This is a genomic window from Variovorax sp. GW821-FHT09A10 (assembly GCF_059418385.1).
The window spans coordinates 258,304-272,069 of the sequence record NZ_JBWKPT010000003.1 but is presented as its reverse complement, the minus strand read 5'-3'; the positions used below and the strand labels follow the sequence as shown (position 1 = coordinate 272,069).

Genomic DNA, 13,766 nt, shown 5'->3' with positions numbered 1-13,766 from the left:
ATGCGACATCTTTCAGCGTGCACGGGTTGAAGCCCCGATGACCCCGTCCGACGCCCACGCACAGGCCTTGCGCGAAGCGCAGGCCTGGCTGCGCCGGCTGTCGTCCGGCGCGGCCACGCGGCACGACGTCGAGGGCTTTCGCCGCTGGCGCGATGGCAACCCGCTGCACCAGCCTGCGCTCACGCAGGCCCGGCGCCTGTGGCAGGCGCTCGACCCGGCCATCGGCGGCATGCCGGCCGAGGTCCAACGAACCCCCGTGGTGTCGCCGCGGCCGGTGGCCGCGCGCCGCGCGTTCCTCGGCGCGGCGGTGGGCGCCGCCGGCGCCGCGGGCGTGGCGGTGGTCTCTCCGCCGCTGGGCCTGTGGCCCTCGCTCGGCGAATGGAGCGCCGACTACCGCACGGCCACCGGCGAGCAGCGCGCGGTGCAGGTGGCCGAGGGCGTCGACCTGATGCTCAACACGCAGACCAGCGTGCAGCGCCGCAGCGTCGAGGGCCGCGTCGTCGGCATCGACCTGATCGCGGGCGAGGCGGCGGTCGACCTGGTGGCCGGGCCGCAGCCCTTCGGCGTCGTGGCGGGCGCGGCCCGCAGCGAGGCGCAGGCCGGCCGCTTCGAGGTGCGCTACCTCGCGGGCCGGGGCTGCGTGACCTGCCTCGAAGGGCGCGTGCGCGTCACGCACGCGAGAGGCACGCGCGATCTGCAGGCCGGCGAGCAGGTGCTGTACGACGCGGGTTCGCTCGGGCCGGTGGCGGCTGTGGCAAGCCGCGAGGCCTCGGCCTGGCGCAGCGGCGTGCTGGTGTTCAGGCAGACGCCGCTGGCGCACGTGATCGAGGAGATCAACCGCTACCGGCCGGGCCGCGTGGTGCTGCTGGCGCAGCGCCTGGCCGGGCGCGAAGTCAGCGGGCGTTTTGCCATCGCTTCGCTCGACACGGTTCTGGTGCAGATCCAGCGCTCGTACGACCTTGAAGTGCGTGCACTGCCGGGTGGCGTGCTGCTGCTTAGCTGATGAATGTGACAGCCTGATTGGCCCTTGCGTGCGCTCAGGATTGCTCCAGAAACTTAGCGGTTTTGTTTGCGTCTGTCGGTCTGTCCAGTAAGGGGCACGGATTCCGTGCCGGTGCATGTCATTCTTTACTGGGCGTCAGATGAACACACACGAGGGACACCGCAGCCGCCGCCAGGGCGCTGCCGTGCAGGCGAGGAGCTTCCGGATTTCGCCGCTGGCACATGCCATGGCGCTGGCGCTGGCCGCCGGTGCGGCCGCCGCGCCGGCGCATGCGCAGCGCGCCTTCAGCCCGACCTGGTTCAACGCCAAGGGCGCGGCGCAGGCCACCGCCACGGCCACCGGCCTGATGCCCAACGGGTCGCCGGCGGCGCAGCTCACGAGTCCGCTCGCGCAGCAGCAGCGCGCCAGCGAGCAGCTGCAGCAGTCCATCGGCAACCTGAACCTGGCGGCGCGCGGCATCGCGGCGCAGCAGGCGGCACAGGCGGCTGCGCGGCGCGCCGCGCAGAACGAACCCTCGGTGCCCGACGGCCTGGCCGAAGGCGGCCTGAAGGTCGATACGAATGCGTTGACCGCCGGCTGGTCGAATGCCCGCGCACTGACCGGTGATTCGCAGAAGCAGGTCGACGGCCGCACGGTCGTCACGGTCGAGCAGACGGCCGACAAGGCCATCCTGAACTGGGAGACCTTCAACGTCGGGCGCAACACCACCGTGGCCTTCGCGCAGCGCAAGGACTGGGCGGTGCTCAACAAGGTGAACGACCCGCTGGCGCGGCCTTCGCAGATCCAGGGGCAGATCAAGGCCGACGGCACGGTGATGGTCGCCAACCGCAACGGCATCGTGTTCAGCGGCAGCAGCCAGGTCGACACGCGCAACCTCGTGGCCGCGGCGGCGCAGATCGACGACGCGCAGTTCCAGGCCCACGGCGTGTACGCCAACGGCAGCGCGCCCAACGTCAGGAACGCGCAAGGCCGCGTCGAGGTGCAGGCCGGTGCCAGGCTTTCCACGCCCGCACCCGCTTCGGCCACGCAGGGCGGCGGCTACGTGCTGCTGCTGGGCGCCGAAGTGCACAATGCCGGCGAGATCGCCACGCCCGGCGGGCAGACGCTGCTCGCGGCGGGCGACCACTTCACCATCCGCAAGGGCGTGGGCACCGACGGCAACCAGACCTCGACCACGCGCGGCAATGAAGTCGCGGTCACGCTGGCCGCGGACAGCAAGGCCGGCCTCGTCCGCAACTCGGGCCTGATCCAGGCGCCCACCGGCGACGTCACGCTGGCGGGCCGCGAGGTGGTGCAAGGCGGCGTCGTCCTGTCCAGCACGTCGGTCAACGCACGGGGCACGGTGCATCTGAACGCGACCGGCGCCACGGGCAAGGTCACGCTCGGCGAAGGCAGCACCACGGCCATCGTGCTCGACACCAGCGGCGCGACCGCGCTCGACAGCCAGCGCGCCGGGCTCATGGCGCCGGCGGTCCAGCTGGGCACCGGCACCATCGTGCTGGCGGGCAACGACCGCCGCGACCTGTCGCGCGTCGAGGTCGCCAGCGGCGGCACGGTCGAGTTCCAGACCGGCTCGCTCACGCTGGCCACCGGCGGCCAGGTGGTGGTCGACGCGAAGCAGCGCAGCCTCGTGCGCGAGGGCGCGCGCATCGACGTGTCGGGCGCGGTGGGCGTGAAGCTCGCGATGGAGTCCAACAACATCAAGATCAACGTGCAGGGCAACGAGCAGCGCGATGCGCCGCTCAACCGCGACAGCAAGAACCTCAACAACAACGACCTGTGGATCGACCGGCGCTCGCTGGTCTTCGTGCCCGGCGGCACCGGCGGCTACCAGGGCGAGCGCTGGTACACCGGCGGCGGCCTGCTCGAGGTGGGCGGCTACCTGGGCACGCAGGCGCACGGCGTGGGCGAGTGGATGGCGCAGGGCGGCGTGGTGGGCTTCAGCGGCGGCGAGCTGGTCACGCAGCGCGGCGCGAGCATCAACATCTCGGGCGGCACGCTCGACGTGCTCACGGGCAAGCTCAACCAGAGCTGGCTCAAGGGCGCGGACGGTCGGCTCTACGAAGTGTCGAAGGCGCCGGGCGACCTGCGCTACACGGGCGTCTACAAGGGCTTCGAAGACGAACACGCGCGCTGGGGCAAGAAGACGACGGGCTTCTTCTACAACCCGCTGATCGGCCCGCAGACGCGGCTGGAAAGCGGCTACACCGTGGGCCGCGACGCCGGCCTGCTCATCGTCGGCACGCAGGCCGCGGTGCTCGAAGGCGAGATCGTCGGCGAGACCTTCCAGGGCGACCGGCAGACACAGGCGCGGCAGGCCGGGCTTGATGGCTACCAGCAGTCGACCGGCGCGGTGGCGCAGCGCGGGCAGCTCGTCGTGGGCCGCTACGACGCCTACTACGACAAGACGGCCGGTGCGATCCACCGGCGGCTCGACAGCGCCGGCATCAAAAACGTGGTGCTGGGCGATACGGCCGACAGCATTGCGGCCGGTCTCGACCTCGCGACTGCGTTGCCAGCCGAACGCCGCGACACGCTGGTGCTCGATGCGGCGCAGCTCAGCGGCTTCCGACTGGGCGCGGTGCGCATCGCGGCCAGCGACAGCATCGCGGTCGACAAGGCGCTGCAGGTCGGCGATGGCGGCCACCTCGTGCTGTACAGCCCGAACGTGAAGGTCAACGCCGACCTCGTCGCGCGCGGCGGCGGCATCCAGCTGGGCAACGTGCTCGAGCAGATCAGCCTCAACTACCTGAAGGACACCAGCACCCTCACCGCGCCCGACGGCGGCACGAGCTCGGTGGTGCTCGCGGGCGGTGCGACGCTCGACACCCGCGGCCTGTGGACCCACCTGCTGACGAACCCGGCCGACGCGGGCGGCGTGGCGTACCGCAACGGCGGCAGCGTGTCCCTGCGCAGCACCGGCGACGTGGTGCTGGGCACCGGCAGCGTCATCGACGTGTCGTCCGGCGCGGTGCTGTTGTCGAAGGCCAAACAGCAAGGCGGCAAGGGCGGCAGCGTCACGCTCGAGGCGGACGGCTTCAACACGGGCAGCGGCCATGTCGCGCTCGACGGCGCGGTGCTGCGCGGCCACGGCGTGGACGGCGGCGGCACGCTGACCGTGCAGACGATGCGCGTCGCCATCGGCGACACCTCGGGCGCGGCGCGGGCCGACACGCTGATGCTCGACGCCGGCTTTTTCGACAAGGGCTTCAGCCGCTATGCGCTCATCGGCAACCACGGCCTCACGGTGGCCGACGGTGCGCAGATCGACGTGACGATGCCGGTGTACCGCTTCGGCGCCCACGCGCAGGACATCGCCACCGGCAGCCGTCCGGCCGACGCGCTCGAGGTGTGGACGCCGCCGCTCTACCAGGAAGACGCGACCCAGGCCGTGCTCACGCAGCGCAAGGGCGCGAGCCTGTCGCTGCAGGCCGGCACGACGACCACGCTAGCCAAGGAGCTGCCGACGGTGCAGGCCGTGGTGGGCAAGGGCGCGGCGATCCACGTCGACCCGGGCCAGGCCATCGAGGTGCGCAGCGCCGGTCAGCTCACGGTGGACGGCACGCTGCGCGCGAACGGCGGGCGCATCGTGCTGAAGACGGTGGACATCACCGACCTCGAATCGGACATTGCCAATGCAACGGCCCATGCCCGCTCGATCTGGATCGGTGGGCAGGCGGTGCTCGATGCGTCGGCACATGCGGCCACCGCCACCGACACCACCGGCAAGCGCTACGGCCTGGTGCGCGACGGCGGCAGCATCGTGGTCGGCGGCGAGATCGATCCGGTGGGGAGCAAGGCCACCGCGTCGCAGAACTTCGTCGTCGTGCGCCCGGGCGCGTTGCTCGATGCCTCCGGCACGCATGCGGTGCTCGACGTGCCCGGCATGGGCGCGACCGATGTGAGCAGCAATGGCGGCAGCATCTCGCTCGCGTCGTACAACGGGCTGCAGTTGGACGGCACACTGCGCGCCGTCGCGGGCGGCGCGCGCGCGGCCGGCGGCACGCTGGCGGTGGTGCTCGGCACGCCGGGCCTGCGCCTGCACCTGGACCCGCTGCAGCAGGCGGAAGACCGTGTGCGCCTGCACCGCGTGCTGGTGCTGGGCGTAGAGCAGGGCGCACCGCTTGCGCCCGACACCCTGCAAGCCGGCGTCGACGACGGGGCACTCGTCTACGGCCAGGGCCGGCTGGGTACCGACACGGTCCGGCGCGGCGGCTTCGACAGCCTCTCGCTGTTCGCCGGCTCCACGCTCGCCTTTGAAGACGGCGTCGACCTGCGCCTGCGGCAGGGCCTGCAGATCTATGCCGGCGGCCTCGCGCTCGGCAAGGACGCGCCCGACGACGCGCACGTGGCGCTGTCGGCCGCGCACGTGCGGCTGGCCGGCGCGATGCCTTCGTTCTCGCGTGAAGTCCTGAGGGCGCCCGTCGCCGAAGGCGGCGTGGTGCGCGTGCCGTCCGGCACCCGCCTCGATGTGGCCGGTGAGCTGATCGACATCCGCGACGGCATGGGTTTCGGCGTCAACGGCAAGGTCCCGGTGCTCGACGGCGCGAGCGAAGCGCCCACGGTCGACCTGGCCGCCTTCGGCCATGTCACGCTGGCCAGCACCGGCGACCTGCGCTTCCTGCAGGGCAGGCAAGACGTCGGCGTTTCCACGAGCCTCGTCGTTCCCGGCAGCCTGACCCTGCGCGCCGCGCAGATCTACCCGGCCACGGGCGTGGTGGCGCTCGTGTCCGCGGGCCTGACGCCGGACGGCACCTACCTGCCCGACACGGCGCTGCGCATCGAGGGCACGGGCGCGACCCCGCAGGTGCCGTACTCGGCCTTCGGCGACCTGTCGCTGCGCGCCGGTGTCATCGAGCAGGGCGGCACGGTGCGGGTGCCGCTCGGGCAGCTGACGCTCGGCGACGCGCTCACCACGAAGGTCAAACTGCTGCCCGGCAGTCTCACCTCGGTGAGCGGCGAGGGGCTGAACATGCCCTATGGCGGCACGGTCGACGGCATCAACTACCTGTACGACGGCAAGCAGGTCAAGCTCACTGGCGTGGGCGCGGGCGACGGCTACAAGCGCAACCAGACGATCGGCCTCACGTTCATGGGGGCCAGCGTGCAGGGCCAGGAAGGCGCCACGCTCGACCTGTCGGGCGGCGGCAACCTCACCGGCGCGGGCTTCGTGAGCGGACGCGGCGGCTCGACCGACGCGCGCTTCAGCCCGCTGATGCAGGTCGGCGCCCGCGGCGGCTTCACGTTGCCGGGGCTCGCGACCAACCCGGTGTATGCCATCGTGCCCGGCGTGCAGCCGGCGGTGGCGCCCACGGGTGCAGAGAAGGGCGCGGTCGATCCGCTCGTGGGTCAGCACATCACCATCGGCGCTGGCGTGCCGGGCCTGCCCGCGGGCACCTACACGCTGATGCCCTCGACCTATGCGTTGCAGCAGGGCGCCTTCCGCGTGGAGCTGAACGGCGCGGCCGGCCTGGGCGCGCCCACCGGCACGCTGGCGATGCGCAACGGCTCGTGGCTCACGGCCGCGCAGCTGGGCGTGGGCCGCACCGGCATCGGCGACACGCTGTTCCGTCAGGCGATCGTGACGTCGGGCGAGGTGCTGCGCAGCTACTCGCAATACAACGAGATGGGCTACGCCGACTTCGTGCGCGCCGATGCGCTGCGCGTGGGCGTGCCGCGCGCCATGCTGCCGGCGGACGCGCGCAACCTGCACCTGAAGCTCGCGCCCGGCGCGGGCGCCGATGCCTTCCGCTTCGACGGCACGGCACGCTTCCAGGTGGGCGCGGGCGGGCGGGGCGGTTCCGTGGTGGCCACGAGCAGCGAGGAGCAATGGGGCCTCGAGATCGTCGCGGCCGGCGCGTCGGCGACGGCGGGCTTCCAGGGGGTCACGCTGGATGCGGGCGCGCTCAGCGGCATGGGCGCGTCGCGCCTGGTCATCGGCGGGTTGCAGGGCGCCGACTATGGGCAGAGCGGCAACGTCATCCAGACCGGCGACGGCGGGAACAGCGTGGTGCTGCGCCAGGGGGCGGTGCTGTCCGCGCCCGAGGTGTTCCTGGCCGCAGTCGCGGTGACCGAGGGCACGCCGCTCAGCGTGGTGGTCGAGCAGGGCGCGCGCATCCACACGCTCGGCCGTGGCAAGGCCGCCTACGATGCCGGCGACGGCTTCGTCTACGCCGCGACCGGCCAGATGGTGATGGTTTCCAACGGCCGGGTGAGCACGCTGCCGGTGCCCCAGACCCAGGCCGCGTCGGACAACCGCAGCCTGCAGATCGGCGTGTGTGCCAGCGCGTCGTGCAGCGGGCAGACCGAGTTGTATTCCGAAGGCACCATCGCCATGGTGACGCCCGACCGCTTCGAGATGAACGAGGCGGTGCGCTACGGCACGCGCCACCTCACGCTGGCGGTGCGCGGCATCAACGTGGGCGACAGCGCCGCGCTGGCCGCCGCCGCACAGAACCACACGCTGCCGCCGGGACTGGCCATGAGCCAGGCCCTGCTCGACCGCCTGCTGCGCGGTGACCGGCAGTACGGCGCGCCCGCGCTCGAAACGCTGGAACTGAGCGCCAGCGGCGGCGTCAACTTCTTCGGCACCGCGGCGCTGGACACCATCGACCCCGCCACCGGCAAGGCGACGATGGCGCAGCTGGTGCTGGCCACGCCCGCCATCTACGGCCAGGGCGGCGCGGACGACGTGGCCACCATCCGCACCGGTCGCCTGGTGTGGCAGGGCGCGACCACGGCGGCTGCTGCCGTGGTGCGCGACGGCGCGGGCACCGGCCGCGGCACGCTGAACATCGAGGCCGAGCACATCGAGTTCGGCTACGGCCCCAACAGCCAGCCGAGCGGCCTGGAAGACGCGGGTCGCCTGGTGCTGGGCTTTGCCGACGTGAACCTCAAGGCCAGCGAGCGCGTGAGCGCGAACGGCAAGGGCAGCCTCTCGGTCTACCAGTCGCAGGGCGCGTACGGAGCGGGCAAGGGCTATGCGTACAGCGGCGGCAACCTGCGCATCGTGGCGCCGCTGCTGACGGGCGAGGCAGGCTCGGTGAACCGCATCACGGCGGGCGGCACGCTGCGCGTGGCCGCACCGGCCGGTGCGCCGGCGGCGGCCACCGGCGATGCGGCGCTGGGCGCCGAGCTGAGCCTGCGCGGGCGCGACCTGACGCTCGACACCGCCGTGGCGCTGCCCAGCGGCAAGCTCACGCTGAGCGCCGAACGCGACCTCACGCTGACCGACCGCGCGGTGCTCGACCTGTCGGGCCGCAAGATGGTGTTCAACGACGTGAGCAAATACAGCGCCGGCGGCGACGTGGTGCTCGAAAGCCTGCACGGCAACCTGCGGCAGGCGGCCGGCTCGGTGATCGATATCTCGGCGCAGAACAACCGCGCCGGCACGCTGAAAGCGATGGCGCTCGACGATGCGGCTGGCCAGGTCGACCTGCAGGGCCGCATCCTCGGCGCGAGCAGCGGCCACTACGACGCGGGCGGCACGCGGGTGCCGTTCGCGGCGGGCAGCGTGGACGTGCGCGCGCGGCAGCTCGGCGATGCCGAGTTCGCGGCGCTCAACCAGCGGCTGAACGACGGCGGCGTGTTCGGCGCGCGCAGCTTCCAGCTGCGCCAGGGCGACCTCGCCATCGGCGACGGTTTGAAGGCCGGCGAGGTGAACGTGTCGCTCGACAACGGCAGCCTTACCGTGACCGGCACCATCGACGCGAGCGGCGAGCGCGTGGGCCGCATCAGCCTGGCCGCAAAGAACAACCTCACGCTGGCCGGCAGCGCCGTGCTCGACGCGCACGGCCGCACGCTGCGCGTGGACAGCCACGGCCAGATCATCGATTCGCCGAACCGCGCGATGGTCGAACTCACGTCGAACGACGGGCAGCTCACGCTGGCCTCGGGTTCGCGCATCGACCTGCGCCACGGCACCGATGCCCAGGTGGGCGGCGAACCGGGCCAGAACGACGGCCGGGCGCGCGGCACGCTGGAGCTCAACGCGGGCCGCACCGGCGAGACGGCAGGCGACATCCGCATCGACGCCAGCGGCACCCTCGCCATCGAGGGCGCGCGCTCCATCGCCGTGAACGGCATGTGGCGCTACGACGATGCCCGCTTCGGCACCGACGCGGCGGCCACCGGCCGGCCCTACCAGGTCATCGACCAGGCGTACCTCGACGCCAAGCACCTGCAGAGCACCGTCTTCATCGACAACGCGCTGGCCAACGGCGCGCTGATGAACGGCAAGCTCGCGGGCCTGAACAACGCGCGCTACGCCGACGCCTTTCATCTGCGCCCCGGCGTGGAGATCGTGAGCAAGACCCCCGGCGGCGACCTGGTGGTGCAGGGCGACATCGACCTGTCGGGCTACCGCTACGCCAGCGCCAATCCGCACACGCAAAAGACCGGCGTGTACGGCTCGGGCGAGGTGGGCGCGCTGGCCCTGCGCGCGGGCGGCAACCTCGACATCTTCGGCAGCGTCAACGACGGCTTCGCGCCGCCGCCCGCCACGCAGGACGACGGCGGCTGGCTGCTGCTGCCGGGCGTCAACCTGCTGCGCGGCGACACCGTGGTGCCGCGCGGCGGCGTGGTGCTGGCCGACGGCACGACCTTCGAGGGAGGCGCCGGCACGCTCAACTACGACCTGCCGATCAAGTCGACGGCCTTCGGGGCCGGGCAGGTGATGCCGGTGGCCAGCGTGCTGGCCAAGGCGCTCGAACTGAAGGTGGGCACGGTGCTGAGCGCCGACGTGCGCAACGCCTCGGGCACGCTGCTGTTCGCAGCGGGCAGCATCGTGGGCGGCGCCAACGTGACGCTGCCGGTGGGCACCCGCCTGGGGGCCGGCATGCGCCTGCCGTCGGCGGCCACGCTGTCGGGCGTGGTGTGGCCCAAGGGCGTGCCGCTGCCCGGCAACGGCAAGAAGTTCGTGCTGAACGGCGCCCTCACGCTGCCGCTGGGCGCGCTGCTCCCGGCCGCGACCAACATCAAGCTGCCCGGCGGGGTGACTTCGGTGAACCTGCGCCCGGACGGCGCCGGCAGGCTGTGGGCCGCGGCGGCGATGCTGCCCGAAGGTTCGCAGTCGTGGTCGGTGCGGCTGGCCGCGGGTGCGGACCTGAACGCAGCGGACAACCGCATCGTGCAGGTGCATCCGGCGGCGGGCCGGGGCGACCTGCGGCTGGCGGACAGCCACTACGGCATGTTCGGCAAGCTGAAGCCCGGCGGCGCGTTGTGGAGCGTGGAAGGGTCCATCAACTTCGTGGGCGACGAGAGCATGGCTGGCAAGCCCATCGATTTCGCGGACATCCAGTACCCGGAGCTTTGCGTGGACCTTCCCAGCTATTGCGTCATCGCCGCCCCGGAGTACAGCTACCTGCCGGGCAGCACGCGCTTCAGCGTGGTGCGCACCGGCGCGGCCGATCTCGACCTGCTGGCCGCTGGCAACCTGCGCATGGATTCGCTGTTCGGCGTGTACACCGCCGGCGCCTCGTCGCAGGCCACGCGGGCCGGCGACCCCTACAACCTGCCGCGCGCGGTGGGCGCCAAGGGCACGGTGCTCAACGACGCGAGCGGTGGCTACGAGAAGTTCGTCGACGGCGGCGCGCAGAGCCTGGCCCGCGCCTGGTACCCGGCCTCCGGCGGCAACCTGACGCTCAAGGCCGGCGGCGACCTGACCGGCGACATGACGCTGATCTCCGGGGGAAGCGGCTTGGGGCGGCCGAATCCGGCCGACAAGGGCTTCAACAGCGGCGCCATCGGCAACTGGCTGTGGCGCCAGGGCACGGGCGAGAGCTTCGGTGGCGCGCAGGACCAGCCCACGGCGTGGTGGATCAACTTCGGCTCCTATGTCGGCACGAACGGGGCGGCCGACAAGTTGCTCGGCTTCACCGGCTTCGGCACGCTGGGCGGCGGCGACCTGCGCGTGGACGTGGGCGGCAACGCGGGCCTGCAGGGACGGCGCGGCGCCAAGACAGATTCGTCCACCGACAGCCGGCGCAGCCAGGGCCTGGTGCTGGCGGTGGGCGGCACCGGCCGTGTGCTGGCCGACGGCAGCCTGAGCCTGACGGGCGGTGGCGACGTGCTCGTGCGCGTGGGAGGCGCCTTCAATCCGCTCCACACGCCCTACGTCGAGGGTGCCGGTGGCGACTCCGACGCCGGGCTCAACGGGGCGATCGTCAACCTCCGGGGCGACGTGCAGCTGCAGGCCGGCACCCTCGGCAGCCTGCCCCGGGTCTATGGGCTCTCCGAGCGGGCGCAGTCGCCCCGCGAGACCCGCGCCTACGACCTCTACACGGCAACCCGCGGCATGGCGCAAGGCGGCATCGTGTTGGCCCCGGGCGATGCGAACTACACGCTCGCCACGCGTGGCGACCTGGTGGTCAAGGGGGTGATCGATCCGACGCGCGTCGACCTCCCCAATGCCACGCCGTTCAGCGCCAACGGCCTGGAAGGACGGGGCCAGAGCTGGTTCACCCTGTGGACGCCGCACACGGCCATCCGCCTCTTCGGCGCAGGCGGCAACCTGGTGCCGGTGACGGGTGGCGCGGGCGTGCCCGTGACCGACTCGGCCTTCGTGTACCCCTCGATCCTGAGTGCGGTTGCCGCCAGTGGCAGCCTGTTCTATGGCGATGCGGCGACCTTCGACAACACCGGCACGGGCACGCCGCTGGTGCTGGCGCCCTCGGCCCACGGCACGCTGGAGTTCCTGGCCAGCGACTCGATCTATGCGGGAGGCAACACCGTCAGCCAGTCGGGCGCGGCGGCCTCTGCGCTGGCGACGCCGTTGCGTCCGGCCTTCCAGGGCACGACCGGCGATGGCACGGTGCTGGACAACCTGTCGGGCGGCAACCGCCTGGATGGCGGCGGTGTGCGTCCGCTGTTCGCCTTCGGCCCCAACACGGTGTCGGGCGAAGCGGTGGGCGAGCAGCCGGCGCGCTTCTACGCCGTGCATGGCGACCTGGTCGGCGTGAGCAGCGGGCGCATCCTGCGCTTCGGGCCGGACGACGCAACGCGTGCCGGCCAGACCTGGTACGAGGGCGCGCAACCGGTGTGGATGCGGGCCGGGCGCGACATCGTCGCGAGCGGCACGCCCGTCGGCCAGACCGAGCCCTCGAACGGCCTGGCACAGGCCTACTTCGAGAGCAGCGGCAACCTGTTCGCGCACGCAAGGCCGGGCGACATCTCGGTGGTTTCGGCGGGCCGCGACATCCTGTTCAGCACCTTCAACGTGGCCGGCCCCGGCACGCTGGAGATCACGGCCGGGCGCGACATCCGCATGGAGAACAGGGCCTCGGTCAGCAGCCTCGGCGCGGTGGTGCCGGGCGACAGCCGGCCCGGTGCGGGCATTGCGATGTTGGCCGGCGTGGGCGCCCACGGGCCCGACTACGCGGGCTTTGCGCAGCGCTACCTCGATCCGGCCCACCTGATGCAGAGCGGCCAGCCGCTGGCCGACCAGCCCGGCAAGGTGGTGAAGAACTACAACCGCCAGCTCACGCTGGGCGACTGGCTGCGCGCCGAGCTTGGCTACAGCGGCGACGACAACGGCGCGGCGGCCTGGATGGCGCAGCGGCAAGCCCGCCTCGACGCGGACACCGGCACGCCGCGCCGCGTGCTCGCCAACGACTACCGGCAGGCGAGCCAGCTGTACCTCGTGAACTGGCTCGAAGCCTCGCAGGGCTACGGCGGCAAGGGCGGCGCACAGGAGGCGCTCGCCTTCTTCAACGCACTGCCGCCGGAACAGCAGCGCAGCTACCTGCGCGGCGTGTACTTCGCGGAGCTGAAAAAGGGCGGGCGCGAATACAACGACGAGCGCGGCGTGCGCTACGGCAGCTACCTGCGCGGGCGCAACGCGATCGCGTCGCTGTTTCCGGGCACCAGCTACAGGGGCGACATCACGATGTTCGGCGCGGCCGGCGTCAACACGCTGTTCGGTGGCGACATCGCGATGCTCACGCCGGGCGGGCGCCAGGTGTTCGGCATCGAGGGCGCGGCGCCCGAGGCGGTGGGCACGCTGATTCCGGGCGTCATCACGCAGGGGGCGGGCGACATCTCGCTCTATGCGCTGGGCAGCATCCTGCTGGGCCAGAGCCGCATCATGACCACCTTCGGCGGCAGCGTGCTGGGCTGGTCGGCCGAGGGCGACATCAACGCCGGTCGCGGCTCGAAGACGACGGTGGTCTACACGCCGCCCAAGCGCGTGTACGACCGCTGGGGCAACGTGGTGCTGTCATCGGACGTGCCGAGCACGGGCGCGGGCATTGCCACGCTGAACCCGATTCCCGAGGTGCCGGCCGGCGACATCGACCTGATCGCGCCGCTGGGCACCATCGACGCGGGCGAGGCGGGCATCCGCGTGTCGGGCAACGTGAACCTGGCGGCGCTGCAGATCGTGAATGCCGCCAACGTGGCGGTGCAGGGCAAGAGCACGGGGCTGCCGGTGGTGGCGTCGGTGAATGTCGGTGCCCTCACCAACGCCAGCGCCGCGGCGTCGCAGGCCACGGCGGCGGCGCAGGACGTGATGCAGCGCGAACGCGCGGCGGCGCGCCAGAGCCTGCCGTCGGTGTTCTCGGTGCGCGTGCTGGGCTTCGGCAACGAGCCCGCGTCCGGCGCGCCAGAGGCCCCCGAGATGCGGCGCAGGCCGGCGGAGCAGGCGAGCTACGACCCGTCGGGCTTCGTCCAGATGGTCGGGCACGGTGCGCTCACCGACGCGCAGCTGACGCGCCTGAACGAGCCCGAACGGCGCGGCCTGCCGCGCGGCCGCTAGCCGGCGACGCAC

Annotated in this window: 2 protein-coding genes; both read left to right on the top strand. The window is 72.3% G+C overall.

Annotated features, from left to right (window positions below; translation table 11 throughout):
* The first annotated feature begins 37 nt into the window (after positions 1-37).
* Positions 38-1,003, top strand: a complete 966-nt coding sequence (locus AC07Q9_RS14610; protein ID WP_495310319.1) for a FecR family protein — start codon at positions 38-40, stop codon at positions 1,001-1,003.
* 139 nt (positions 1,004-1,142) lie between these two features.
* Positions 1,143-13,754 (top strand): filamentous hemagglutinin family protein, encoded by a 12,612-nt coding sequence (locus AC07Q9_RS14605; RefSeq protein ID WP_495310317.1) that lies wholly within the window; start codon positions 1,143-1,145, stop codon positions 13,752-13,754.
* The last annotated feature ends 12 nt before the right edge of the window (positions 13,755-13,766 follow it).

Excerpts from the sequence above, each read along its gene's own strand:
- AC07Q9_RS14610 (WP_495310319.1), top strand. The coding sequence starts at position 38 with ATGACCCCGTCCGACGCCCACGCACAGGCCTTGCGCGAAGCGCAGGCC.
- AC07Q9_RS14605 (WP_495310317.1), top strand. The coding sequence starts at position 1,143 with ATGAACACACACGAGGGACACCGCAGCCGCCGCCAGGGCGCTGCCGTG.